Source organism: Devosia chinhatensis (genome assembly GCF_000969445.1).
GTDB lineage: Bacteria > Pseudomonadota > Alphaproteobacteria > Rhizobiales > Devosiaceae > Devosia > Devosia chinhatensis.
In genome coordinates, this window is the sequence record NZ_JZEY01000054.1 from 489786 (window position 1) to 515137 (window position 25352).

22 protein-coding genes are annotated in these 25352 nt (G+C 60.3%); 5 read left to right on the forward strand and 17 right to left on the reverse strand.

Annotated features, from left to right (window positions below; genetic code table 11):
• Positions 1-76 precede the first annotated feature (76 nt).
• The 5 genes from VE26_RS02480 (at position 77) to VE26_RS02500 (ending at position 5893) form a co-directional block, all read left to right on the forward strand.
• Positions 77-1759, forward strand: coding sequence for an ABC transporter substrate-binding protein (locus VE26_RS02480; RefSeq protein ID WP_052715807.1), 1683 nt, complete (start codon positions 77-79; stop codon positions 1757-1759).
• A gap of 165 nt (positions 1760-1924) precedes the next feature.
• Positions 1925-2899: an ABC transporter permease gene (locus VE26_RS02485; RefSeq protein ID WP_046103625.1), complete on the forward strand. Its 975-nt coding sequence runs from the start codon at positions 1925-1927 to the stop codon at positions 2897-2899.
• Between the two features lie 3 nt (positions 2900-2902).
• Entirely contained in the window at positions 2903-3940 is a 1038-nt protein-coding gene (locus tag VE26_RS02490) for an ABC transporter permease (RefSeq protein WP_244465613.1), read from the forward strand.
• Positions 3941-3947: 7 nt separating this feature from the next.
• Positions 3948-4901, forward strand: coding sequence for an ABC transporter ATP-binding protein (locus VE26_RS02495; RefSeq protein WP_425283847.1), 954 nt, complete (start codon positions 3948-3950; stop codon positions 4899-4901).
• Positions 4902-4912: 11 nt separating this feature from the next.
• Positions 4913-5893, forward strand: a complete 981-nt coding sequence (locus tag VE26_RS02500; protein WP_046103627.1) for an ABC transporter ATP-binding protein — start codon at positions 4913-4915, stop codon at positions 5891-5893.
• A 3-nt stretch (positions 5894-5896) separates the two neighbouring features.
• On the opposite strand, the gene VE26_RS02505 is transcribed toward VE26_RS02500, so the two are convergent.
• From VE26_RS02505 to VE26_RS02585, 17 genes are all read right to left on the reverse strand, one after another.
• Complete coding sequence (locus VE26_RS02505; RefSeq protein ID WP_200897205.1) at positions 5897-7180, reverse strand: amidohydrolase family protein; 1284 nt, start codon at positions 7178-7180, stop codon at positions 5897-5899.
• Between the two features lie 48 nt (positions 7181-7228).
• The gene (locus VE26_RS02510; protein ID WP_046103628.1) at positions 7229-8176 is read right to left on the reverse strand and encodes an ABC transporter permease; all 948 of its coding nucleotides are present in this window, start codon (positions 8174-8176) and stop codon (positions 7229-7231) included.
• 3 nt (positions 8177-8179) lie between these two features.
• Positions 8180-9253: an ABC transporter permease gene (locus VE26_RS02515; protein WP_046103629.1), complete on the reverse strand. Its 1074-nt coding sequence runs from the start codon at positions 9251-9253 to the stop codon at positions 8180-8182.
• The gene (locus VE26_RS02520; protein WP_046104926.1) at positions 9250-10797 is read right to left on the reverse strand and encodes an ABC transporter ATP-binding protein; all 1548 of its coding nucleotides are present in this window, start codon (positions 10795-10797) and stop codon (positions 9250-9252) included. The genes VE26_RS02515 and VE26_RS02520 overlap by 4 nt, the downstream gene beginning before the upstream one ends.
• Before the next feature lie 146 nt (positions 10798-10943).
• Entirely contained in the window at positions 10944-11930 is a 987-nt protein-coding gene (locus tag VE26_RS02525; protein WP_244465614.1) for a BMP family protein, read from the reverse strand.
• Between the two features lie 145 nt (positions 11931-12075).
• Positions 12076-12846: a DeoR/GlpR family DNA-binding transcription regulator gene (locus VE26_RS02530; RefSeq protein WP_046103631.1), complete on the reverse strand. Its 771-nt coding sequence runs from the start codon at positions 12844-12846 to the stop codon at positions 12076-12078.
• Between the two features lie 16 nt (positions 12847-12862).
• Positions 12863-13609: a glycerophosphodiester phosphodiesterase family protein gene (locus tag VE26_RS02535; protein ID WP_046103632.1), complete on the reverse strand. Its 747-nt coding sequence runs from the start codon at positions 13607-13609 to the stop codon at positions 12863-12865.
• Between the two features lie 19 nt (positions 13610-13628).
• Positions 13629-14663, reverse strand: coding sequence for a sn-glycerol-3-phosphate import ATP-binding protein UgpC (locus VE26_RS02540; RefSeq protein ID WP_046103633.1), 1035 nt, complete (start codon positions 14661-14663; stop codon positions 13629-13631).
• Positions 14664-14665: 2 nt separating this feature from the next.
• On the reverse strand, positions 14666-15514 hold the full coding sequence (gene ugpE / locus VE26_RS02545; RefSeq protein ID WP_046103634.1) for a sn-glycerol-3-phosphate ABC transporter permease UgpE: 849 nt from the start codon (positions 15512-15514) through the stop codon (positions 14666-14668).
• Between the two features lie 13 nt (positions 15515-15527).
• Positions 15528-16412: a sn-glycerol-3-phosphate ABC transporter permease UgpA gene (ugpA, locus tag VE26_RS02550; protein WP_046103635.1), complete on the reverse strand. Its 885-nt coding sequence runs from the start codon at positions 16410-16412 to the stop codon at positions 15528-15530.
• A 104-nt stretch (positions 16413-16516) separates the two neighbouring features.
• Entirely contained in the window at positions 16517-17842 is a 1326-nt protein-coding gene (gene ugpB, locus VE26_RS02555; protein ID WP_046104927.1) for a sn-glycerol-3-phosphate ABC transporter substrate-binding protein UgpB, read from the reverse strand.
• Positions 17843-18119: 277 nt separating this feature from the next.
• Positions 18120-18848 carry a FadR/GntR family transcriptional regulator gene (locus tag VE26_RS02560; protein WP_046103636.1) on the reverse strand — a complete coding sequence of 243 codons (729 nt, stop codon included), beginning with the start codon at positions 18846-18848 and terminating at the stop codon, positions 18120-18122.
• A 59-nt stretch (positions 18849-18907) separates the two neighbouring features.
• Complete coding sequence (locus VE26_RS02565; RefSeq protein ID WP_046103637.1) at positions 18908-20107, reverse strand: aminotransferase class V-fold PLP-dependent enzyme; 1200 nt, start codon at positions 20105-20107, stop codon at positions 18908-18910.
• Between the two features lies 1 nt (position 20108).
• On the reverse strand, positions 20109-20993 hold the full coding sequence (locus VE26_RS02570) for an ABC transporter permease (RefSeq protein WP_046103638.1): 885 nt from the start codon (positions 20991-20993) through the stop codon (positions 20109-20111).
• On the reverse strand, positions 20990-21919 hold the full coding sequence (locus VE26_RS02575) for an ABC transporter permease (RefSeq protein ID WP_046103639.1): 930 nt from the start codon (positions 21917-21919) through the stop codon (positions 20990-20992). The genes VE26_RS02570 and VE26_RS02575 overlap by 4 nt, the downstream gene beginning before the upstream one ends.
• A 13-nt stretch (positions 21920-21932) precedes the next feature.
• The gene (locus VE26_RS02580) at positions 21933-23687 is read right to left on the reverse strand and encodes an ABC transporter ATP-binding protein (protein WP_052715615.1); all 1755 of its coding nucleotides are present in this window, start codon (positions 23685-23687) and stop codon (positions 21933-21935) included.
• Positions 23688-23748: 61 nt separating this feature from the next.
• Entirely contained in the window at positions 23749-25350 is a 1602-nt protein-coding gene (locus tag VE26_RS02585; RefSeq protein WP_046103640.1) for a peptide ABC transporter substrate-binding protein, read from the reverse strand.
• Between the last annotated feature and the right edge of the window lie 2 nt (positions 25351-25352).

The window sequence follows — 25352 nt, forward strand, 5'->3', positions numbered from 1 at the left end:
AAGGGCCGACTTATTTCTAATGTGAGATCGATCTCACAAATGTCTCGAGGAGGAGACCCAAGTGGAGGAAACCAAAATGAAATCGATAAAGCAGCTGGCGCTGATGACCGCTGGCCTGGCGACACTTGCCCTGTCCATGCCTGCCATGGCCCAAGACAATCGCGTGGTGCTGACCCTGCATCCGATCGACAGCGACGCATTGATCGAGAATTTCAATCCGAACAATCCCACAGGCCCTCAGCAATTCGTCCGTGACTTCGCCTATGAACCGTTGTGGATCGACAATATCTGGAACCCCGATAACGATTTTCCGGCCCTGGCCACCGCGTACGAGATCGCCGATGATCTGATGTCGATTACCTATAACCTGCGTGAGGGGGTCAAATGGAGCGACGGCGAGGATTTCAACGCTGACGACGTCATTTTTACGTTCGAATACGCCAAGGCCAATCAAGACTATCCCATGGGCATCGACGTCTATGTGGAAGATACCGATACCGGTTCTGTTGTAAGCGCGGAAAAGATTGACGACTATACCGTCAAGTTCAATCTTAAGGAGCCCGACGCGCTGGCCCGGTTCGCTCTGGGTGGCATCTACCCCTTGCCCGAACATATCTGGGCCGACATCGAAGATCCCAAGAACTACGCCAATGCCAAACCGGTCGGGACGGGTCCTTGGACCGAGGTGCAGAATTTCTCCCGGTCTTCGGTCGAGCTCTGCCGCAACGAAACCAGCCGCTATAACGAAGAGAACGCCATCGACTGCCTGCGCTTTCTGCAGCTCAATGGCAACGAGCAGATCATAGCAGCGATGTCGGCCGGCGAGGTGGATTGGCTTGGCACCGGCCTGACCGATCCAGAAATCACCTTCACACCGCAAAGCGAGTTCAATAATTACTGGCTGCCGCCTGGCGGCGATGTGAATCTGCAGATCAACACGACCAAGGCGCCATTCAACGACCTGGAATTCCGCAAGGCGCTGTCGGTCGCCATCGACCGGGACACCATCGTTGAAATTTCGACATTTGGCCTGACCACCCACACTCGCTTCCCCATCGGCACCGGCGAAGCCTACGCCACCTGGATCAACGACGAAGCGCTTGAACCCTATGCCTGGCTGATGGCCTACGATCCTGACAAGGCGATGGAACTGCTCGATGCAGCAGGCTTCGTCGACGCCGACAATGACGGCTGGCGCAACAACCCGGACGGCACGCCGATTTCTTTTGAAATCAACATCCCGAACGGCTGGACCGACTGGATCAATTCAGGCCAGACCATTTCGGAAAACCTGCAGGATGTCGGCCTCAATGCCGTAGTCCGCACCATGGACCAGGGGGCCTGGAACGATAAGGCCCGGACCGGGGATTTCGACAGCTACATCATGTGGACCAATGGCGGACCGACGCCGTACAACACGTACAATCCCATGTTCAATCCACGCAACATGGAGCAGGGCAGGGTTGATTATCAGGCTATGCACCAGATGCGACTGCCGGAAGTCGAGGACGCGCTGGCTGCCTTCCGCAGCACGGCGGATCGCGATGCCCAAATGGAGCAGATGACCAACATCCACCTCGCAGTGGCAGAGAACCTGCCCGTCATCGGCCTCTTTGCCAATCCCACCTGGTATGAGTACTCGACCCGCAATTTCGAAGGCTGGGTGACCGAGGAAAATCCCTATGTGCGTCCAGTCGTCTTCGAAGGCACACGTGAACGCGTGATCCACGCTCTCTCGCTGAAGCCAATCAGTCGATAGGCCTCCCGTTCCGACATGCGGCGTCCCGCTTTTGCAGGTGGGGCGCCATCGTCGGTACCAGATCCAACAGGCGCGTCCGCTCCGGCCCGTAGCCGCTTCTGACGATGCCCATGCCGCGCCGGGGCTTGTTCCTGGCTCCGACCGGCAAATTCGAGGATTGGACAGATGCTTTATATATTGCGGCGTGTCGCCTTTTATCTGGCCGCCTTCTTTGTGGCGGTAACGCTCAATTTCTTTATCCCGCGCATCATGCCGGGCGATCCGTCTGCGCGCATCATCGCGTCATTCCAGGGTCGTCTCAACGAAGCCCAGGTAGAGGCAATCAGAGCATCCTACGGCACCACTGGCTCTCTGTGGGAGCAATATATCGGCTATGTGGGGCAGGTGTTGCGCATGGACTTCGGCATATCGACTGTCCAATTCCCGGAGCCGACCTCATCCCTTCTGTTTTATGGAGCAACCTGGACCCTGGTGCTCGTCGGCATCGCCATCACCTTCGCTTTCCTGATCGGCACCATGATGGGCATCCACGCCGCCTGGAACCGCGGCGGGTTCTTCGACAGCGTGTTCACGCCGATCAACGTCATGTTGAACGCGTTTACCCCCGCCGTCGTCGCTTTGCTTCTGTTCTATGCATTTTCGCTTCAGCTTCAGTGGTTTCCCTTGGGACGAGCGCACGCGACAGGGCTGTCTCCAAGCTGGGACCCTCAATTTATTGGCAACGTGCTCTATCACGCCACGCTGCCAGTTCTCTCCATTCTCATCGTCAGTTTTGGCGGATGGCACTTGGGCATGCGCAATGTGATGATCAATCTTCTCAACGAGGATTTCGTCATCCTTGCGCGCGCCAAGGGGCTCAGCGACCGGCGGGTGCGCTATCGCTACGTGGCCCGTAACGCCATCCTGCCGCAGATTACGTCGCTGGCTCTGTCGGTCGGCTTCCTGCTGGGCGGGGCGCTCGTGACCGAACAGGTTTTCAATTATCCGGGCCTGGGCAAGTTTACGGTCACCGCCATCGAAAGTCGCGACTATTCATTCATCCAGGCACAGCTCCTCCTGCTCACCATGTCGGTGCTGGTCGCCAATTTCCTGTCCGACATTGCCAATGTCATTCTCGACCCCCGTTTGAGAAAGGGCTGACCCATGGCCGATATTACTCAGACCCACGCCAGTTCGCTGCTGGATCGGCTTGACGAGGCGGCGATTGCCAGTGCCGCACCCAGTCAGGATCAGGTGATGCGCGAATTGCGCATCAAGAAGAAACCTGGCTGGACCAGCCGCCTGTCGCCCTCGCTTGCCGCGTTCGTCACCAATCCCAAGGGCATGTCGGGCGTCATCATCCTGCTGGCCATCATTCTGTTCTCGATCCTGGCCCCCATGTTCAGCGAGTACAATCCGCATCGCCGGGCCGGCAAACCGCATGTCGCGCCGAGCTACGAACATGTGATGGGCACGACGCGCATGGGCAAGGACGTCTATACGCAGGTTGCCTATGGCGGCCGCATCAGCCTGGGCGTTGGCTTCGGCGCCGGTATTGCCGCTGCCGTCATCGGTCTCGCCATCGGCATTTCGGCGGGTTATTTCGGCGGCCGCGTCGACGACATCCTCACCTTTTTCGTCAATGTGGTGCTGGTCCTGCCCGGCCTGCCACTGATCATTGTCATAGCCAGCTTGGTGGATAGTGCAGGACCCCTTGTCATCGGCATCGTGTTGGCCCTGACCGGCTGGGGTTGGCCAGCGCGCACGATCCGGACGCAGACATTATCCCTTCGCACGCGGGAATTTGTGCTCTCCGCAGAGCTGATGGGCGAGAAGAAGTGGCGCATCATCTTCAAGGAAATCTTCCCGAACATGCTCAGCTTCTTCATGAGCGGGCTCGTGTTGGGAACGATAGCGGCAATCCTGGCCGAGGCCGCACTAAGCTTTATCGGCCTGGGCGATCCCAATGCGGTCACCTGGGGCACGATGCTCTATTGGGCGCAGAACAATATGGCGCTTCAGACCGGAGCGTGGTGGGAGATCTGGCCACCGGCCCTAGCCATCATGCTGACTGGCGCCGCCTTGGTCATGATCAATTTCGCCGTGGATGAGATCACCAATCCCCAGCTCAAGGCTGGCCGGAAGATCGGCCTGATCCGCAAGTTCCTGAAACGCCGGGGGAGAAGTGCCGATGTCTTCTGATCGTGCCATGATCGAGGTGCGCAACCTCACCGTCGACTATATTGGCGACAATTCCGTCGCCCGGGCCGTCAACGGCATCGACTTCGAAATCCGCGAAGGTGAAGCTTTCGGGCTTGCGGGGGAAAGTGGTTGTGGCAAATCCACCGTCGCCTTTGCACTGGCTCGCCTGACCCGGCTGCCTGGTCTGGTGTCGGGTGGGCAGGTCCGTCTCAATGGCGACGACGTGCTCAAATTCGACAAGGCACGATTGAAAGCCTATCGCTGGAACGAGGTCAGCTTTGTCTTTCAGTCTGCCATGAATGCGCTCAACCCGGTTATTCCGGTAAGCGAGCAGATCACTGACGTGATCCATACCCATCAGCCCGAACTGGGCAATGACGGGGCGCGGGCGCGGGCGGTGGAATTGTTCGAGCTGGTCGGTATTCCGCCGCGCCGCCTGGATGATTATCCGCACCAGTTTTCCGGTGGCATGCGCCAGCGCATCTGTATCGCCATTGCCCTGGCCCTCAGCCCCAAGCTCATCATTATGGACGAGCCGACTACCGCGCTCGACGTCGTGGTGCAGCGGGACATCATCGAACAGATTGTGGAGATCAAAGCCCGTCTGGGCTTTTCGGTGCTGTTCATCACCCACGATCTGGGCCTGATGATCGAATTTTGTGACCGGATAGGGGTCATGTATTCTGGTGAACTGGTGGAAGTGGCCCCGGCAGAGGCTATCCTCACCAATCCGCTTCATCCCTACACCAGGGCGCTGGGGAACAGTTTCCCGCCCTTGACCGGCCCGCGGACGCGGCTGGAAGGCATTGCGGGCACACCGCCCGATTTGCGCTCCCTTCCGCAGGGATGCCGGTTTGCGCCGCGTTGTCCCCACGCCATGGAGGTGTGCCGGACGACCGCCCCTGAACTGCGATATTATCCCCAGAACCGGAGCGAGGCCGCATGTCACTTGCTGAACTAGAAGCGTCCGCCATGACCCGTGTTGCCGATGCGCCTGTCATCGAGATGGACGATGTCGACAAGGAATTCATTCTTGGCGGCGCATTCCTCAACCAGACCTATCTCAAGGCGCTGAGCGGGATTTCCCTGAGATTGGTGCGGGGCAGGGCGCTCGCTCTGGTGGGCGAATCCGGCTCGGGCAAATCCACCTGCGCCCGCATGGTCGCCGGCGCCTATGAACCCAGCAGCGGCGCGATCCGCTTCCACGGCGAAGACATTTCTCAGTTCAAGGGCGATCGCCTGCAACGCTATCGGTCCGAAGTGCAGATGGTGTTCCAAGACCCGTTCGGCTCGCTCAATCCCACCCAATCCATCGGCTATCATCTTGAACGCCCGCTGCGCCTGCATCGGCCCGACCTCAAGGGCAAGGCGGTTCAGGAGGAAATGCTGACCCTTCTTGAAGGCGTAGGACTTCGTCCGGCAGCCGATTATCTCAAGCGCCGGCCGCATGAACTATCGGGCGGTCAGCGCCAGCGCGTCGCGATTGCGCGGGCTTTGTCGGTGCAGCCGGAGGTTTTGCTGGCTGACGAGCCGACCTCAATGCTCGACGTCTCGGTGCGTTTAGGCATCTTGAACCTGCTCGAGGATCTCAAGCAGCAGCGCAATCTTGCAGCGCTTTACATTACTCACGATATCGCTACGGCCCGCTATTTTGCCGAGGATACAGCGGTGATGTATGCCGGTCATCTTGTAGAGCAGGGGCCCAGCGAGCAGATCACCGATAATCCACGCCACCCATATACGCAGCTGTTGATCGAGGCCGTGCCCAATCCCAACCGCAAGATCGCGACGACGCGGACGAAACGAGCCGCAGATATTCCGCTTTGGACCCGCGGCAGCCGGGGATGTCCTTTTGTGTCCCGCTGTCCCAAGGCAACGTCCATCTGTTCGGAGAGCATGCCTGGCCCGACCGATATAGGGTCAGGCCATTATGTTCGTTGCCATAACCTCTAGCCGCTATTGTGGGCCCACCCTAGAGGCGTCGATGCTGGACGGCCGGCCGGGTAGCGCCAGGGCGCTTTCCCGGCGCGGCGCGCTGGCAATCACCTTGCCCGACTTGATCACGGCAAGACGCGTCGCCTTGAGGCGGATAGCTTCGATGGGGTCCTTTGCCTGGAGCAGAACCATATCGGCCTTATTGCCGACCGCGATGCCATAGCCGTCGAGATGCATGATTTTCGCCGGGCCCGTCGTGATTGCCTCGAAACACTGGCGCATGGCATCGCGGCTGGTCATCTGCGCGACATGGAGGCCCATGGAGGCGACCTCGAGCATGTCGCCCATGCCGAGGGAGTACCAGGGGTCCATGACGCAATCATGCCCAAAGGCACAGGTGATGCCGTACTTGAGCATTTCGGGGATGCGCGTCATGCCACGGCGTTTGGGATAGGTGTCATGACGACCCTGGATGCCGATATTGATCAGCGGATTGGCCGTGGCGCTGACTTCAGCCTCGGCGATCAGCGGCAGCAGTTTGCTGACATAGTAATTGTCCATCGAATGCATGGACGTGAGGTGCGAACCGTTGACGCGGCCGTGGAGGCCCAGCCGCTGGGTCTCGGAGGCCAAGGTTTCGATGTGCCGCGAAAGCGGATCATCAGTCTCGTCGCAGTGCAGGTCGACCAGCAGGCCACGCTCGGCGGCAATCTCGCACAAGGCTTTCACGCTGGCAGCACCGTCGGCCATGGTCCGCTCGAAGTGCGGAATGCCTCCGACCACATCGACGCCCATGTCCAGAGCCCGGTCGAGCAGTTCAATGGCGCCTGGATAGCGGAAGTAACCATCCTGCGGGAAGGCCACCAACTGCAGGTCTATATAAGGCGCGACCTGTCGTTTGACCTCGAGCAGAGCTTCCACGCCCAACAGCCGTTGGTCGCAAATATCCACATGCGTGCGAATGGCGAGCAGGCCCTGCGAAACGGCCAGGTCGCAATAATCAAGTGCCCGTTGGATGACAGCGTCATGGGTCAGGAGCGGCTTCAACTCACCCCAGATCTGAATGCCTTCAAGCAATAACCCACTCTCGTTATAGCGCGGCTGTCCGAGCGACAGGGTAGCGTCCATGTGGAAATGCGTATCCACGAAGGGCGGGGAGATGAGCTGATTGGCAGCGTCGATAACCGCGCCGGCTTCACCAGCAAGATCGGCTTCGATGGCAGCGATGCGGCCGTCCCGGATGCCAATATCGACGCCGGTGCGACCATCGGGGAGATTGGCATTGGTAATCTTGAGGTCGAACATAATGGTCTCTGGCGCTCTGTCGTTAATCCAGTGGACAATAGGCAATTTTCAATGCCTTTGCCCCTTGGTCCATGGTTGCAGCAATGCTCTTGGATAGTCCGCCTTACGGGCCACAAGCACCAGTGCGAGAATGGAAAGAAGATAAGGTAGCATGAGGAAGATCTGCCCGGGTACGACCTGGCCGATTTCAGCCTGCAGCCGGATCTGGAAGGCGTCGAAGGCGCCGAAAAATAGGGCGCCGAGCAGCGCCTTGCCGGGTTGCCACGAGGCGAAGACCACGAGGGCAATGCAGATCCACCCGCGACCATTTATCATCCCGAAAAAGAAGGCATCGAAAGCCGACATGGTCAGAAAGGCGCCCCCCAAGGCCATGAGCGCCGATCCGGTCACCACAGCCCCTATCCGCAGTCCTCGAACCGAAAGCCCCTGAGCTTCGACCGATGCGGGGTTGTCGCCCACGGCTCGGATAGCGAGACCTAGGGGTGTGCGATAGAGGACAAAAGCGATGAGTGCGACCATGAACAGGGCCAGCCAAGTCAGGGCGGTCTGCTGGAACAGGGCAGGCCCGAGAAAAGGAAGATCGGACAGCACTGGTATGGCGATCGGCTGGAACGGCGCGATGCGGGGCGGGGAGGTCACACTCGGCAAGGACGTTCGATAGGTGAAGTAGCTGATACTGGTCGCCAGGAGCGTGATGCCGATGCCCGAGACGTGCTGGGACAATCCCAGGATGATGGTGAGGAAGGCGTGAAGCAATCCAAAGGTCGCCCCAGCCAGCGCTGCAACAAGCACGCCACCCCAAAGCCCGGCGCCCAGATAGACCGCCAGCCATCCGGCCATGGCACCGGCCACGAATATGCCCTCGATGCCCAGATTGAGGACGCCGGCCCGTTCACACAGCAAGGCGCCAAGCACGCCGAAGATCAGCGGCGTGGCAATACGGATGGCGGCGGCCCAGAAATTGGCGGAGCCGAAAATATCGAGCAGCACGTCCATGGGTCAGACCTCAACGCGCCGGCCTATACCGGCAATACGGAAGCGCAGAAAGAAGCTGCCGACCAGGATACAGAGGAGCGAAAGCGCAACGACCAAATCGGCGATGTAGCTCGAAATGCCCGTGGCGCGACTCATCGAATCCGCCCCGACAAACACCGCAGCAATAAAGACTGCCGCCAGTACCGAACCAATCGGTGACAGACCGGCCAGCATGGCCACGACGATGCCGGAATAGCCAAACCCGGGCGACAGGTCGGCAGACAAATAGAATTTGACCCCGGCCACTTCGCTAACGCCGGCGAGGCCTGCAAGGCCTCCCGAGATCAGTGCAACCTTGAGCATAGTGGCGTCGACAGGGATGCCGGCGAAGCGTGCCGCGGCCTTGTTCTCGCCCACGGCCTTGATCTCAAAGCCGAGGACGCTTTTGCGCACCATGAACCAGAGCACGAGCGCGGCCACCAGGCCGACGACCAGCCCCCAATGCATCCTCAAGCGCGGGATCAGCTTGTCGAAGCGCGCTTCGGCCAAAAGCGGCACCGATTGCGGCCAGCCCATGGCCAGCGGATCCTTGAGCGGCCCTTCGATCAACATCTGGATTAAGAGAATGACCACGAAGTTCAGCAGCAGGGTGATGACCACTTCGTCGGCACCGAAGCGCTGCTTGAGCAAGGTGGGCACAATCATCATGAGGCCGCCGGCGACAAAACCCGCAAGCATGATCGCGGGTACCATCAGGGCAGGTGGCAATTGCAGCAAACCCGAGCCCACCAACACGGCGGCAAGCGCGCCCATATAGAGCTGCCCCTCGGCACCGATATTCCACAAGCGTGCACGAAAGGCGATTGTAGCGGCAAGGCCGGTCAGGATCAGCGGCGTCGCCCGGTTGAGTGTTTCAGAGAGCGCGAACATCGATCCGAAGGCGCCCTGCGCCATGAGAATATAGGCAGTGAACGGATTACCGGCTGCCGCAAGGACCGGGATGGCGACGATCAGCAGGGCAGCCAGTCCAGAGGCGATGGAAACGGACAGCCGAAGGCCCAGCGAAGCATTGGCGCGCGGTTCAAGGCGAAGTGTCATGATGCCCGGCTCTCGATGCTGTTCATGTGGCCGGCCATAAGCAGGCCGACAGTGGCGCGGTCCAGCGTCTCGGTGGGTCCGGCGTCGACAACCTGCCCGGCATGGATCACCAGGAAACGATCGGCCAGGGTGAATAATTCGTCCAGATCCTCGGATATCACGAGGATAGCGGCGCCGCGGTCGCGGGCAGCAAGAATGCGTCTATGCACCTCGCTCTGCGCCCCGATGTCGAGCCCGCGCGTCGGCTGGTTGGCCAGAATGACCTTGGGGGTGCGCTCCAGCACGCGCGCAAGGATCAGCTTCTGAACATTGCCGCCCGAGAGCAGCCTCGCCTCGGCATCAGGCCCCGAACAGCGCACGTCGTACCTTTCAATGGCAGTGACGGCGCGCTCCTGCATGGCCTTGCGGTCCAGGAGGCCGAAGCGTGAAAAACCGGGTGAGCGCACATCCTCAATGGCGATATTGTCGGCGACGCTCATGGTCCCGACGACACCATCATGCTGTCGATCTTCAGGCATGCGCGCGAGACCCGCCCGAACCAGATCACGCGGGTCGGCCCGTAGGACGGGCTGCCCAAAAAGACTGAAAAGCCCACTGTCGGGAATGGCGAGGCCTGACAACAGCGCCGCGATACCCGACTGGCCATTGCCGGACACGCCGGCCAGCGCCACGATCTCGCCGGCCCTGAGTGTGAGCGAGACATCGACCAGTGATTGGCGGGCACCACTTTTGCCCAGGTTCACTCCCTCAAGCGCGAGGACCGGCGCGCCCGGGACGCCGGGCTTTCGGTCAATCGCGGTCACAGCCTTGCCCACCATCAGATCTGCGATGGCTCGTCGATCAGCATCGGCGGTGACGAGTTCGCCCGCCTTGCGGCCGCTCCGCAGCACGAGGATACGATTTGAGATGGACAGCACTTCGCCAAGCTTGTGGGAGATGAAGATGACGCCAAGCCCGTTGGCGGCCAGTCTCCGTAGAACGGTGAAGAGGCCCTCGGCCTCTTGCGGCGTCAGCACGGCGGTGGGTTCGTCAAGGATCAGTACCCTGGCATCCCGGTACAGCGCCTTGAGGATTTCGACCCGTTGTTTTTCGCCGACGGTTAGGCTGTCGACCCGGCGCTCCAGATCAACGTCCAGCCCGCTTTCCGCGATGATCTGTGCGATTTTCTCGCGGGCCCTGCCAGACTGGCCAAACGAGAGCAGCTTTTCGGTGCCGAGCCGGATATTGTCGAGGCCGGAGAGATTTTCCGCCAGCGTGAAGTGCTGGTGAACCATGCCGATCCCCGCCGCCAGGGCTGCGCCCGGCGAGCCGGGGGGCAAGGTGACCAGATTTCCCTCGCGATCCTTGACGCGCACGCTGCCTGCATCCTGGACGTAATGCCCAAAGAGGATGTTCATCAGCGTTGTCTTGCCGGCCCCATTCTCTCCAAGAAGGGCCAGGACTTCCCCCTCGTCCAGCCTCAGCGAGATATCGTCATTGGCGGCAAGCGCACCGAAACGCTTGGTGATGTTTTCCAGGGAGAGGAGGGTCTTGGACGGGCTCATGATGTGCCGCTCCTCTGTCACATCTGCGCTCCGAACAAAACGGGCGATAGCCATCGTCCCCAGAAACAATAGTGTCGCATCGGTGACGCGCTCGCGAAGACCGGCCTCCCGATGGGGAGACCGGAATGAAGGAATAAAGCGACGACTTACTGGCTGGACGTGGGCTCGGTATCGTCGATCTCGACCACGAAGGATCCGTCGAGGATGGTCGCCTCGACAGCCCTGGCAGCTGCCACGGCTTCTGGGCCAGCCAGGCTTTCATCGACGACCAGGCTACCGCCGCCATATTCCATGAAAGCATAGATACCGTAGTCCGAGGCGGTAAAGCTGCCCGCTTTGACGTCGGCAATGGCCTTGTCGATCATCGGTTCGCCGTGCCAGAGCGCGGAGGCCAGGATCGTGCCCGGGTAATCCGTTGAGGTGTCGATGACGTTGCCGATGGCCAGGATGCCGCGCTCCTTGGCAGCATCGGACACGCCAAAACGCTCGGCGTAAAGGATGTCGGCTCCGGCATCGACCATGGCGAAGGCAGTTTCCTTGGCCTTCGGTGGATCGTACCAGGAATTGATGAAGCTAACCGAGAAGGTGGCATCCGGGTTTACCGAAAGCGCTCCGGCCATGAAGGCATGCATGAGGCGGTTGACCTCGGGAATGGCATAGCCTCCGACCATGCCGATCTTGTCAGTCTCTGTCTTCAAGCCGGCGATAATGCCGGTGAGATAGCTCGGTTCGTGGATGAAATTGTCAAAGGTGGCAAAGTTTGGCTCGACGGGCGGCAGGGATGACCCCATCAGGAAGCTGATTTCCGGATAATCGGCCGCCACTGCACGGGCCGGCTGCTCGACACCAAATGCCTCGCCGACCATGAGCTGAACGCCCTGTTCGGCGTATTCGCGCATCACCCGCTCGTAATCGGTGTTGGTGATGTTTTCCGAATAGACGTAGTCGATCTCCCCGCGCTCTTCGGCGGCGATTAGCGCATTGTGTAGCCGGCTGGCCCATTGCTGCTCGACCGGAACGGTCCAGACGGCGGCAACCCTGGTTACGTCCTGCGCCCAGGACGCGCCGCTTAGAGACAAGGCGGTGCTCAAGCCCAATGTCGCGAGCATGGTTCGGCGCGTGATAAATGACATCTGCATCCCCGTATTGCTATTCTGATAGCCGTTTCTTCCTAGTGCCTATCTAGAAGGCATACGCGCCCGATGGGAAGAGCCTATGAATGGTTTTTCTCCAAGTGAAACAGCACCTGCAACAGCGGCTCAAGGCCCCGGTTGCGCCTCAGGGCTTGTCGGCGCCGCACAGCACGACGTCGGTCTTTGCGGTCTCTAGGGCCTCGGTAGCCGGTCCCGCGGGCAGGTGATCGGTAAAAAGGCAATCGATATCGCTGAATGGTACGACACGCATGCTGGCATTGCGCTCCCACTTGCTGGCATCGGCGACGAGAAGCCGGGTCCTGGCATTAGCGAGGAGCGTGGTGGTGGTCTCCGCCTCGCTATAGCTGAAATCCAGCACGCCCTTGTCAGCATCAAGCGCACCGGCGCCGACCACGGCGTAGGAGGCATAGAACTTCTTGAAGAATTGCAGCGTCTCGGTGCCCACCACATCCCTGTCGTCGTGCCGCAGCACCCCGCCGGTCATGTGAAGCTCGATCTGCGGCGCGTCGCACAAAATCAGCGCAACGTCGAGATTGTTGGTCACCACGCGCAATCGCTCATGGTTGCGCAGAGCCTGAGCGACGAAGCGCACGGTACTGCCAATCCCCATCGACACGGTCGATCCTGGCTCTATGGCAGCAGCCACCCGCCGGCCAATGCGCTGTTTGGCCTGGTTGTTGAGCGAGGCACGCGCGCTGATGGAAATATTGCGGGCGCCTACGGGCGCATCCACGCCACCATGAAAGCGTTTGGCATAGCCAAGATCGCATAACGCATTGATATCGCGACGGATCGTCTGGGTGGTCAGGCCGAACCGTTCAGAAAGCGCCTCGATATATTGGGCGCCTTCAGCCTCGATCAGGGACAGGATATCGCGCTGCCGGACAGAGAGCATCTGCCGTCTGGCCTTTCTACTTAAGAAAAATTGCCGGATTATCCGTTATCACGCCAGCAAGACCCGCGTCCCAGAACGAGAGCAACTGCACGGGATCATTGCAGGTCCAGACCCGCACGGCGATGCCGTGCTTGCGCGTTTCCTCAAGAATGCCGATGCTCAGCGCCTTGTAATGCATATGGATGGTCTTTGCCGGAATGGCAGCGAGTTGGGCTTGCCAATCCTGTGGCAACTGGACCCAGAGCATCGCCATTTCGAGGTCAGGCTCCTTGGCGGCCATGGCCTTGAGGCAATCCGGATCGAAGCTCGAGATCATGATCCTGGTTTCCGGACGACGGGTGGCGATGGCCGAGCGGACCGCATCGACCAGCCGGTCGAGGGAAGTGTGATGGGCGTGCTGTTTGATTTCGACATTGGCCGAGAGGCCAAGCTCACCAAGCGTGACGATGACCTGTTCGAGCGTCGGCAGGCGTTCAGCGGCAAAGCGCGGGTCGAACCATGTGCCGGCGTCAAGAGTGACAAGATCGGCATGAGTTAGATCGCCCAGAGAGCCCGTGCCCGAGGTCGTGCGATCGACGCGGTCGTCGTGAATGACGACAAGAACACCGTCAGCGCTGAGTGCGACATCGAGTTCTACCCATTTCGCGCCCGCTTCGGCCGCGGCCCGAAAGGCGGCAAGTGTGTTCTCAGGCGCTATTGCCGAGGCCCCGCGATGGGCCTGAACCTGATCGGGCGAGGGGCCGGGAAGATCGGAAGTGGACATGACGCTTTGTTCCTTGCGCTCAGTGATCGGTACGCCGGCCGGTCTGGCGATTGAAAGGGTGCAGGGCGGACGGGTTGGCGTAAATGGTGATCGCTGAACCTTCCGCGATTGCAGGCCGGCCGGGAACACTCAGAATGACGGTCTGGCCATCCGCAAGACGAACATGAAGGTGACTTTCGCCACCGATGGGCTCGAGCAGTTCCGCTGTCGCAGCCAGGGATATCGCAGCGTCATGCGATGGCTCAAGCTTGAGCTGGTCAGGGCGAACGCCGACGATGTCCGTATTTTCCGGCAGGTTCGGAAGCTCATTTCCGAACGACGTCACCGGGATCAGGTTCATCGGCGGGGAGCCGATGAAGCCAGCAACGAAGAGCGTTGCGGGACGATCATAGACTTGGGTGGGCGTGCCGATTTGTTCGACCAATCCCTGATTCATCACCACGAGGCGGTCGGCCAAAGTCATGGCTTCGAGCTGGTCGTGGGTAACGTAAAGGCTTGTGGTCTTGAGCCGGCGCTGGAGCTTGCGGATTTCGACGCGCATCTGCACGCGCAGCTTGGCGTCGAGATTGGAGAGGGGCTCGTCAAAGAGAAAGGCAGCAGGCTCACGCACGATAGCGCGGCCCATGGCGACGCGCTGGCGCTGTCCGCCTGAGAGCTGGCGCGGCTTGCGGTCGAGCATGGGCCCGATTTTGAGGATGTCAGCGGCCTCGGCGACGCGACGATCGATCTCGGCGCGTGGGGTGCCGCGGTTCTTGAGGCCGTATTCAAGGTTTCCGCGCACGGTCATGTGCGGGTAAAGCGCATAGTTCTGGAACACCATGGCGATGTCGCGCTCGGCCGGCTCGGCTTTCACGACATCGCGGCCACCGATTTCGATGCGCCCGGACGTGACCGTTTCAAGGCCAGCGACCATGCGCAGCAACGTGGACTTGCCGCAGCCGGAAGGCCCGACAAGGACGATGAGTTCGCCATCGGCCACTGAGAGGTTGATGCCGCGCACGGCGTGGGAATTACCGTAGTCTTTTTGTAGGTCGACGAGATTGATCGTGGCCATGACTATTTCTCCGTTTCGACCAGGCCTTTGACGAACAGGCGCTGCATGAAGATGACGACAAGGACTGGGGGCAGCATCGCGAGCACGGCCGCAGCCATCACCAGATGCCATTGCGGTTCGGCGTCAGCAGTGGCGGCAAGGCGCTTGATGCCCATGACGACGGTGTAATAGCGGCTGTCGGTGGTAACGAGCAGCGGCCAGAGATACTGCACCCAGCCATAGATGAAGAGGATGACGAAGAGCGCGGCGATATTGGTGCGGCTAAGGGGCAGCAGGATATCGCGAAAGAACTTCATTGGTCCTGCCCCATCGACGCGGGCCGCTTCCATCAACTCGTCGGGAACGGTCAAAAAGAACTGACGGAACAGGAAGGTTGCGGTCGCCGAGGCGATCAGCGGCAGGGTGAGGCCGACATAGGAATTGAGCAGGCCCAGGTTTGCCACCACGGCAAAGGTCGGGATGATGCGCACCTCGACCGGCAGCATGAGGGTGATGAAAATGATCCAGAAGGCGAAGAGCCTGAAGGGAAATTTGAAAAAGACGATCGCATAGGCCGAGAGCAGTGAGATAACGATCTTGCCAATGGCGATGATGACGGCGATGGCGGTCGAGTTCAGCATCATCCTCCAGAGCGGCGGAGCGCCGGCCGTGGAAATGCCGTCGAACAGCATCTTCGAATAGTTTTCGATCATGTGCAGACCCGGAAGCAGCGGCACGAGACCGCGCAGGAAGTCCGCGCCGGTATGGGTCGAGGCGACGAAGGCGAGATAAACCGGAAAGACCACGATCACGACGCCGACGATCAGCACGAGATGCGTGAAGAACGCGAGCCAAGGGCGATTTTCTACCATTTGACTGGCTCCCTCAATACTGGACACGCCGCTCGATGAAGCGGAACTGGATGGCGGTGAGGGCGATGACGATCAGCATGAGAATGACCGATTGTGCAGCCGAAGAACCGATGTTGAGGCCGAGAAAGCCATCTGCATAGACTTTGTAGACCAGCACATTGGTGGCTTGGTTAGGGCCGCCAGACGTCGTGGCGTCGATGATGCCAAATGTATCGAACATGGCATAATTGATGTTGACGATGAGGAGGAAAAAGGTCGTCGGCGACAGGAGCGGGAAGACGATGGTCCAGAAGCGCTTGAAAGGCCCTGCGCCGTCGATGGCAGCGGCTTCGGTGAGCGATTGCGGTACCGATTGTAGGCCGGCGACGAAGAACAGGAAATTGTAGGAAATCTGCTTCCAACTGGCGGCCACGATCACCAGGATCATGGCGTGGTCGCCATTGACACGCGGGTTCCACGCAATGCCGACGGACCGCATCATGTATGGCAAGATGCCGATGGTTGGGTTGAAGATGAACCACCACAGGATGCCGACCACGACGGGTGCCACGGCATAGGGCCAGACCAGAAGCGTGGTGTAGATGCGGTTGGTCCGCAGGACACGATTGACCGCTACGGCCAGGATCAGGGACAGCGACATCGATAGCAGCGTCACGAGAACTGCAAAGACTGCCGTGCGTGAGAGGGAGTTGATATATCCGGCCTCGGCAAAAAGGCGGGTGTAATTGTCCAGCCAGATGAAGGTGGTTCTGAAGCCGAACGGATCTTCGCGCTCGAAGGATGACTTGACCGCCTGGAGAGCTGGCCAGATGAAAAAAACCAGCGTGACGGCAAGTTGCGGCAGCAACAGGAAGTAAGGAAGTACCCTGTTGGGGAAGATGGTGCGCTTGGTTTGCATTGGCGGCCGGACTCCCGATGGTCGTGCCTGATCAGATCCTGACGGCCGAGCCGCCCGGATGAAAAGTTGCCCGGGCCCCCGATGGACCCGGGCAGGCGTGGGGATCAGCTGTTGGCCGCTTCGAAGTCACGCAGGATCTGGTTGCCGCGTTCAACGGCAGCGTCCAGGGCTTCCTGAGCGGTTTTGGAGCCGGCAAGCAGGGCCTCGAATTCTTCGTCCACGATAGCGCGAACCTGGGTCAGGTTGCCGAAGCGGATACCCTTGGAATTTGCCGAGGGAGTGCCGCGCGTGATCTGGTTGATCGCGATGTCGGAGCCGGGGTTCTCGGCGTAATAGCCCTGTTCCTGGCCCAGCTCATAGGCAGCATTGGTGATCGGCAGGTAGCCGGTGTCCTGATGCCACTGAGCCTGGACTTCCGGGCTCGAGAGATAGGTGAAGAATTTGGCAACACCGTTATAGACTTGGGCGTCCTTGCCATTGAGCGCCCAGAGCGTCGCGCCACCAATGATCGAGTTCTTCGGCTCTTCGATCACGTCGTCATAGTAGGGGAGCGGGGCGAAGCCGACTTCGAAATCGGTGGCATTGGCGATCACACCGGCGCGGCCAGCCGAGGAGTTCATAAAGATCGCGCATTCCTGCGAGTAGAACTTGGGCGCAGCGTCGGCAGCGCCGGCAGGGCCACCATACTGGAAGAGGCCTTCGTCAGACCACTTCTTGAGGTTGTCCCAATGGCGAACCTGAAGCTCGTCGTTGAAGACGAATTCGGTGCCAAGACCACCAAAGCCGTTTTCCAGCGTTCCGAAAGGCTTGTCGTGCAGGGCCGAAAGATTTTCGGTCTGGATCCAGGTGATCCACGCAGAGCTCAGGGCGCAATTGGCAGCGCCGGATTCAACGATCTGGCGGCCCATGGTTTCAAGCTCGGCCCAAGTTGTGGGCGGAACGTCGGGATCAAGGCCGGCGGCTTCAAAGACGTCCTTGTTGTAATACATGATCGGCGTGGACGAATTGAACGGCATGGACAGGATATTGCCGCTCGTGTCCGAATAATAGCCGGTCACCGGAGCGAGGAAGCCTGAGGGATCCCAGGGTTCGCCGGCATCGGCCATCAGCTGGTAGACCGGGTTAACGGCGCCGGTAGCGGCCATCATGGTGCCGGTGCCGACTTCGAAGACCTGAATGATCGCCGGCTGCTCGTTGGCACGGAAGGCGGCAATGGCGGCGGTCAGCGTTTCGGCATAGCTACCCTTATAGGTGGGCACGACGGTAAATTCGTCCTGGCTATCGTTGAAGCCCTGGGCGATCGCCTCCAGCTTCTGGCCCAGTTCGGCATCCATGGCATGCCACCAGGAAATCTCGGTCTGGGCATAGGCGGTGCTTGCCGAAACGAGGGCGGCCATGCCTGCGGACAGGCACAATACGGTCTTGAACATGCTCACTCCCTTGACGTTACGCCAGGACTTTTTCGTCCCGTGCTTGGCAGCATTTGACAGCATCGAATCTTCCTTTGCAAACAGGAAATGTTCATTTGAACATCGGAGGCGAAAGGGGCAGCTTCTTAGCGACCCTGGCCAGGGTTCTAGATCAGGTGCTTAGCAGTTTTGTGACAGTTGAGACGGCATTCCAGGCCTGTGGATTGCCGACAGGCCTTCGAACGTAGTTCATGTGAAAATAGGGTGATCCTAAAGGCGTTCCGTCAACCCAAGGCGTCTAGGCCGATAGCCCTTCGCCGATGATCGTGCGCACTTCTGTTTCTACAGTGTCGAGGATGCGATTGATCGCGTCCACCGCTGCAACCGCGTCGGACGTTGCGATTGCCTCGGCAAGGTCGCGATGGATAGGGAAGGACTCAAGGCCAAACCCGTCGCGGTTGAAGGGCGAAGTGTCGCTTCTTTCCAGCGCGTGATCGAGGTTTTCCAGTATTTGCCCATACATCGGGTTGCCAGACGCATCGTAAATCGCGCGATGAAATGCATGGTCGGCCTTGCGCCAGGGGCGGCCTGCATCGACGTCTACGAGAAGCATCTGGCACAAGCGGAAAATCTCGGCGCGCTGAGCCTTGGTTGCGTGCAGCGTGGCCTTGCGCACCACGTCGTTTTCAAGCGTACGACGGATTTCCAGAAGGCGCAGCAGCGCCTCGCCTTCAAGGCGGATCATCGTGGGAACGAGGCCGCGCGAGGTTTGAACGCGTGCCGACAGGTAGGTGCCGTCGCCTCGCCGCCGCCGGATGATCCCGAGCCCTTCCCAGCGGTTTAGAGCTTCGCGAATGGTCGAGCGCCCAACGCCCAAAGAAGCCGCGAGCGAAATCTCCGGCGGCAGCCGGTCACCAATCTTGAGGCCGGCGCGCTCGACCATTTCGGCAAGCGCATCCAGAACCGCAACATTGCGCGTGCGGTTTTCAAGCGGTTCAAGATAATTCAGGGCGGCATTCCGACTCATCGGTGCCCGTTCCTCCAGCGGACGCAGTTGCGTACTCACACCACATCCACAGCCTTTTGTCAGCCTTGGGCCGCACGCTGCCTGGTGCCCAATTCCAGTAACTCGCTCAGCGCTGCAAGAAACTTGTCCATCTGCGGAGCCGAATTGTAGCCCTGCACCGAAAGTCGGGCGATGCAGGTTTCCTGCCATTTGAACACCGGAATTTCGATCCCGTAGCGCTCGAACAGTGCGGCGTGAACTGCTGCCGTATCGCATTCGGGTATGGGCATTGCCACCATCTGCGGAGCCGAGAATTCGGGTGCACTGAGCGGGCTGAGCCCCGTCAGCTCGCCCAGCCGGCGCGCGGTTTCCTGCGCCAATGCGCGGCAATGGTCGGCAATGGCCCACCAGTCATTGTCTCGGCGGAAGGCGATGGCCGCAGGCACGGTGAGCCAGGCTGCGGGGTCGCGCGTGCCTTGGATTTCGATTTCATCGATGAAGGGCGAATTGCCGAACGCACCCTTTGCGCCTGGCTCGCGGCTTTGCTTGGTCCAGCCATGGCTGATGACCAGCGGATTGAGCAGCCCCTGCACTTCGGGTCGGGCATGAAGAAAGGCTGACCCCTTGGGTGACATCATCCACTTGTGACAATTGCCCGAATAGAAATCGGCGCCGAGCGCTGTGAGGTCGAGCGGGATATGGCCCGGTGTGTGGGCGCCATCGATCACCGAGAAAATGCCACGACTGCGGGCCTCGGTAATGGCCCGCTCGATGGGAAAGAGCAAGGCGGTGGGAGAGGTAATATGACTGAGAAACAGCACCCGCGTGCGCTCGGTCATCCCTGCGATTACCGTGTCGGTGAATTGTGCCTCAGTCGTCAGCGGCATGGGCACCTTGGCCACCACAACCTCGGCGCCGGTCCTGCGACAGATATAATCCCAGGTCTTTTCGAGCGCGGAATATTCGTGGTCCGTTGTCAGGATTTGGTCGCCCGGCTTGAGGCCGAGCGACTGAATGACGATGTTGAGCCCGGTCGTCGCATTGAGCACACCCACGATATCCTCGGAACCACAGTTGAGTTCAGCCGCCAAGGCCTCGCGCGGCACGCGCAGCAACTCGTGCAACCGGCGGCCCAAAAACTCCACGGGCTCGCCTTCCAGCTCCAGCTGGAACTGCTGATAGGTCTCGAAAACCGGGCGCGGACACGCACCGAAGGAGCCGTGGTTGAGAAAGGTCACATCGTCACGCAGCAGGAAGTGACGGGCGAGGTTTTCGGACAATTCAGCGGCCTTTCAGGGTCGGGTCGAGCGCATCGCGCAAACCGTCGCCGAACAGCGAGGTGGCCAGCACGGTGATCGCGAGGGCAGCGGTTGGAAATACCGCCAGATGCCAATAGAAGAACATGTAGTCGATGCCCTCATTGATCATCTGCCCCCAGGTCGGGGTTGGCGGTGGCACGCCGATGCCGAGGAAGGACAAGGAGGCTTCGAGCATCATCGCCAGAGGAATGGCCAGGACGAAGCCGACGATGATCGGGCTGATCGAATTGGGAATGAGGTGCCGGCGGATAATATACCCCGGAGAGGCGCCCAGAGCCTGTGCCGCGCGTACGAACTCCTTTTCGCGAAACGCTTTGACCTGTGCTCGCACCAGAAGACACACCTGCACCCAGCCGAAGAGGGCGGCAATGGCCACGATGGTCGGGTAGCCGCCGCGGGTCAGCGCACCCAGCAGCATGGCGGCCAGCAGGGGCGGCACCACGGAGAACAATTCGATGATACGCATGATCACCCAGTCGGTCCGGCCGCCGAAATAGCCGGCCAGCGCGCCCAGCGGAATACCGATCAACACCGAAAATCCCGCGGCGATGAAGCCGATAGAAAGCGAGACGCGGGCGCCGTAGACGATGCGCGTGTAGAAATCGCGCCCCAGATTGTCGACGCCGAACCAGTGCTCCGCCGAAGGGAAGGCGAGCGATTGGGTCAGAAACAATTGCGCTTCGGGCGGCACCGGGGTGATCAGCGGGGCAAACAGCGCCATGAGGATCAGCGCCGACAGGACAATCCCGCCCGCTACTGCTGCCTTGTTGGACAAGAAACGCTGCCAGGCAAACCAAAGCGGACTGCGCTGGCGGGGTGGGGCGGACTGGGCGAGAGCTTCGGTCATTCGCCGCCTCCCACACGGATGCGCGGATTGATGAGCGCGTAGACGATGTCCGAGAGCAAATAGGCGATGCAATACATGAAGGTGATCATCAGCATCAGCGCCATTTCCAAGGGGTAGTCGCGGGTCTGGATCGAGGAGACGAAATAGGCTCCCAGTCCCGGAATGCGGAACATGGCTTCCACGAAGATCGAGCCCGTCGCCGTGCCGATGAACATGGGCAGGAACACGGTCACCAGTGGGATGGCCGAATTGCGCAGCACATGCTGGAAGACGATGCGCCGTTCGGACAGGCCCTTGGCACGCAGCACGGTGACGAAGGGTCGGCTCATCGTGTCCAGCATCGCCGAGCGGGTATAGCGGGCATAGGTCGCCAACGGGATGGCAGCATAGGCGATAATGGGCAGGATCCAGCGGTTCGGATGCGGCCAGCCACTGGCCGGCAACCAGTTCAGCCAGACGGCAAAGACCAGGATCAGCAGCATCGAGGTCACAAAGACCGGAATAGTGAGACCGATCGTGGAAAAGGCCGAGGCGATGTAGTCGATCCAGGTGTTGCGATTGAGCGCTGCCGCCATCCCCAGCAGTATGCCGAGCGGCGCGCCAATAACCACACCGAGCCCGCCCAATACCAGGCTGGGCACCCAGGCGCGGGACAGAAGCTGGATAACGGTTTCGCCTGGGCTCTGATAGGGCACGCCGAAATCGAAATGCAGCACACCCCACATATAGCGCAGATATTGGACATGAAGCGGCTGATCGAGCCCGAGCTGGGCCATGAGCTTTTCGCGGACTGCCGCCGAGACCGGCATGTCATTGGCGTCGAACGGGCCGCCGGGCACCGAATGCATCATCAGGAAGATGATCAGCGACACCACGAAGAAGGTGAAGGCGACTGAGACCAGGCGGCGGAGGATGTAGCTGAGCATGATTGATCCTCCCTCAGGGCGTCACGAAGGCTTCGACGCGATGATCGGGAGCGATGGAAACGAGTTGCGGCTCCGCCCGGGGTGCGGCTCCGGTCTGGATGACGGTGAAGCGCGGAGTCTGGGCAGCGATCTCATCGGCGGTAAGGAAGCTGCGCGCCCTCTTATCGCGCGGGTTGGTGGCTGGCACCGCATCGAGCAAGGCCCGGGTATAGGGATGCTGCGCATTCGAGAAAATACGCTCGGTCGGGGCTTCCTCCACGATCCGTCCGCGATACATCACGACCACGGAATCGGTCAGCGACTTGACGGTGGAGAGGTCGTGGCTGATGAACAGGATCGACAGACCCATTTCGGCCTGCAGCTGCTTGAGCAGTCCGATGATCTGCGCCTTGACGGTGACGTCGAGCGCGGAAGTCGGTTCGTCGGCCACCAATATGGATGGTCCCAGGATAAGCGCCCGGGCAATGGCCACGCGCTGTCGCTGGCCGCCGGAGAGCTCATGCGGGTAACGGCTCGCAAAGGATCGGTCGAGACCCACGCGGACCAGCCACTCGAGGGCCTTTGCCGTCTGCTCGCGCGCAGTGCCGATGCCGTGAATGTGCAACGGCTCGGCAATGATCTCGGTCAAGGTCATCATCGGATCGAGCGCCGAATAGCTGTCCTGAAAGACGATCTGCATGCGTTTGCGCCACGGCTTGAGCGCTTCGGAGGTCATGCCAGAAATGTCGATGCCCTCGACCAGGATCTGGCCGCGTGAAGCATCGGTGAGACGCATGGCCATCATGCCCGTTGTCGTCTTGCCCGATCCACTCTCCCCGACAATGGCGACGATGCGGTTCTTGGGCAGGGCGATATTGACCTCGTGCACCGCGTGGAAGTCGCCATACTCGGTAAAAAGTCCTTTCCGCCGCTTGATGCGATAGCTCTTGGCCAGTCCCTTGAGTTCAAGTGCCGGAACGGCATCGGCGCTCGGGCGCGACGGCTCGAAGCTTGCGTGAAGGCTGGCCAGCAGCTGCCGCGTGTAATCGTGCTGCGGTTCGTCGAAAATCTGCTGTACTGGACCTTCTTCCATCACCTCGCCGCGATACATGACGAGGACCCGGTCGACCGTCTCGGCAATCACACCGAGGTCGTGCGTGATCATGATGAGCGCCATGCCGAATTCGGCCTGCACTTTCTTGATCAGCTGGAGAATTTGCGCCTGAATGGTGACATCGAGTGCGGTCGTCGGCTCATCCGCAATCAGTACCTTGGGGCGGCAGGACAGCGCCATGGCAATCATGGCGCGCTGCAACATTCCCCCGGACAGTTGATGAGGGAAATAGGACAGTACGTCGCGCGCATTTTTGATCTCGACGCGCAGCAGCAGCTCTTCGGCTTCCCTGAGCGCATCAGCACGCAAGACCGCGCGATGGGCACTGATGGTTTCTGCAATCTGGTGACCGATGGTGAAGACCGGATCGAACGCCGTCATCGGATCCTGGAAGATCATCGCCGCAGAGCGCCCTCGCAAGCGGGCCAGGTCTTCCTTGCCTGCCTTGAGAACATCGATGCCGTCCAGCCGCATTACGGCAGCGCTGACCTCAGCCGTCGCGGGGAGAAGTCGCAATAGGGCGCTGCAAGAGACCGATTTGCCTGACCCGCTCTCCCCGACTATGCCAAGGCTTTCGCCTTCTTTGACGGTAAAGCTGACACCGCGGACGGCATCGACCGCGCCGCCATATTGACGGAAGCTGACGCGCAGGTCCTGGATTTCGACAAGGGGCATGGCTGGCCTTCGGGGTGGGCGCGTCCCGCCATTTCGGCGAGGACGCGCCTCGTCGTTGTTGCTACTTCGTGAGATGGGTGAAGAAGTAGTGGGCCAAGCGGTCCAGCGGAGTGAAGCCGAGCGTATTGGGGCTCGACGCATCGCCGCCCAACTGGTCCGAAATCACCGCCGTGGTGATGGGATGAACGAGCGGCACGATGAGGCCCTCATCGATCATCACCTGCTCGGCCTCGGCATAAAGGTCGTAGCGCGTATCCCAATCGCTTTCTGAGTCGGCCTGAGCGACCAGTTCATCATATTCCGGGATGAAATAGCCGTGGCGGCCGCCGTTGTAGAAGATGCCATAGAAGTTTGACGGATCGAGATAGTCGTACTCGTAGGGCGCGATGAAGATGTTGTTCTTCTTGCCCCGCAGGCCATCCATCCATTCGGCACCGGGCAGCGAGCGGATGGACATGGTGATGCCGAGGTGCTCCTTGAGTTCCGCCTGGAGATATTGGGCCATGGCCGGAATGATCGCGCCGTTATAGCCACCTTCCTCGCGGATCCAGAGGTCGATCTCCGGGAAGCCTTCGCCGTTTGGATAGCCGGCAGCAGCCAGATATTCCTTGGCCTTTTCAGGGTCGAAAACGGCCTGGGCTACCACGTCCTCGTTGTAGCCAGGATAGCCCGGCGGCAGGATCGAGCCGGCCGGAATGGCGATGTCCTTAAGCACCGTGGACGTCAGCTCGTCCCGGTCGATGGCATAGTAGAATGCCCGGCGAACGTCGACATTGTTGAACGGCTCGGCGTCGAGGTCGTAGGAAATGTAGGATGTCGCGAACACGGCGTTGCGCCGAATGCCGTCCGGGTAGCGCCCCTCGGCCACCGGCACCTGTCCTGTATTGAGGAAGGAATAATCGGCATCCCCGGCCAGGAAGGCGGGCAGGCCGACTTCAGGAGCGCCTAGGCTGGGGTCGACCTCGAGACGATCAATCTGCGCCTGCCAAGGGCCTGTATAGGTCTCGGACTTGGTGAAAACGACGGAATTGTTGGACTTCTCCCAACTCTCGATGGAGAAGGGGCCGGACGACACGATGCTGTCGACATTGAGCGCCCAATCGTCGCCCAGTTCATCGACCTTGTGCTTGGGTACGGGATACCAGAGGCTGGTGACCGAGGGCAGGTAGGGCTTTGGCGCGACGGTGGTGACTTCGATGGTCAGGTCGTCGACCGCAACGAGGCCGAGCTCGGAAATGTCGGCGCCTTCTTCAGTGACCTCTTTCCAGCCTTTGATTCCGCCCGCAAAATCCCAATACCAGGCAAAGTCGTAGCCATCGGTCGCGGCGCGTTGCAGGGCAAAGACATAGTCTTCGGCGGTGAGGGGCTCCCCGTCGGACCAGACCAGGCCTTCGCGCAGCTTGAACGTCCATGTGAGGCCGTCTTCGGACTGGCTCCAGCTCTCGGCAGCCATCGGCGTCAGCTCGAATTCCTTGTCGAAGGTGGCGATGGGCACCTGCAGGAGCTCGGCGAAGGTGGCCCGGTCATAGACCGTTTTCATGTAGTCCATGTAGGTGCCGGTCGTGGACTGCCCGGGCGCCAGAATGGTGGATTGTGCCATGGCCGGCAGGGTTAGTGCCGTGGCAATGGCCAGCGTAGCAGCCACTTTCCGTGTGATATGCATGT

Coding starts and splice junctions, on each gene's coding strand:
- VE26_RS02480 (WP_052715807.1), top strand. CDS start 77: ATGAAATCGATAAAGCAGCTGGCGCTGATGACCGCTGGCCTGGCGACA.
- VE26_RS02485 (WP_046103625.1), top strand. CDS start 1,925: ATGCTTTATATATTGCGGCGTGTCGCCTTTTATCTGGCCGCCTTCTTT.
- VE26_RS02490 (WP_244465613.1), top strand. CDS start 2,903: ATGGCCGATATTACTCAGACCCACGCCAGTTCGCTGCTGGATCGGCTT.
- VE26_RS02495 (WP_425283847.1), top strand. CDS start 3,948: ATGATCGAGGTGCGCAACCTCACCGTCGACTATATTGGCGACAATTCC.
- VE26_RS02500 (WP_046103627.1), top strand. CDS start 4,913: ATGACCCGTGTTGCCGATGCGCCTGTCATCGAGATGGACGATGTCGAC.
- VE26_RS02505 (WP_200897205.1), bottom strand. CDS start 7,180: ATGTTCGACCTCAAGATTACCAATGCCAATCTCCCCGATGGTCGCACC.
- VE26_RS02510 (WP_046103628.1), bottom strand. CDS start 8,176: ATGGACGTGCTGCTCGATATTTTCGGCTCCGCCAATTTCTGGGCCGCC.
- VE26_RS02515 (WP_046103629.1), bottom strand. CDS start 9,253: ATGACACTTCGCCTTGAACCGCGCGCCAATGCTTCGCTGGGCCTTCGG.
- VE26_RS02520 (WP_046104926.1), bottom strand. CDS start 10,797: ATGAGCCCGTCCAAGACCCTCCTCTCCCTGGAAAACATCACCAAGCGT.
- VE26_RS02525 (WP_244465614.1), bottom strand. CDS start 11,930: ATGTCATTTATCACGCGCCGAACCATGCTCGCGACATTGGGCTTGAGC.
- VE26_RS02530 (WP_046103631.1), bottom strand. CDS start 12,846: ATGCTCTCTGTCCGGCAGCGCGATATCCTGTCCCTGATCGAGGCTGAA.
- VE26_RS02535 (WP_046103632.1), bottom strand. CDS start 13,609: ATGTCCACTTCCGATCTTCCCGGCCCCTCGCCCGATCAGGTTCAGGCC.
- VE26_RS02540 (WP_046103633.1), bottom strand. CDS start 14,663: ATGGCCACGATCAATCTCGTCGACCTACAAAAAGACTACGGTAATTCC.
- ugpE (WP_046103634.1), bottom strand. CDS start 15,514: ATGGTAGAAAATCGCCCTTGGCTCGCGTTCTTCACGCATCTCGTGCTG.
- ugpA (WP_046103635.1), bottom strand. CDS start 16,412: ATGCAAACCAAGCGCACCATCTTCCCCAACAGGGTACTTCCTTACTTC.
- ugpB (WP_046104927.1), bottom strand. CDS start 17,842: ATGTTCAAGACCGTATTGTGCCTGTCCGCAGGCATGGCCGCCCTCGTT.
- VE26_RS02560 (WP_046103636.1), bottom strand. CDS start 18,848: ATGAGTCGGAATGCCGCCCTGAATTATCTTGAACCGCTTGAAAACCGC.
- VE26_RS02570 (WP_046103638.1), bottom strand. CDS start 20,993: ATGACCGAAGCTCTCGCCCAGTCCGCCCCACCCCGCCAGCGCAGTCCG.
- VE26_RS02575 (WP_046103639.1), bottom strand. CDS start 21,919: ATGCTCAGCTACATCCTCCGCCGCCTGGTCTCAGTCGCCTTCACCTTC.
- VE26_RS02580 (WP_052715615.1), bottom strand. CDS start 23,687: ATGCCCCTTGTCGAAATCCAGGACCTGCGCGTCAGCTTCCGTCAATAT.
- VE26_RS02585 (WP_046103640.1), bottom strand. CDS start 25,350: ATGCATATCACACGGAAAGTGGCTGCTACGCTGGCCATTGCCACGGCA.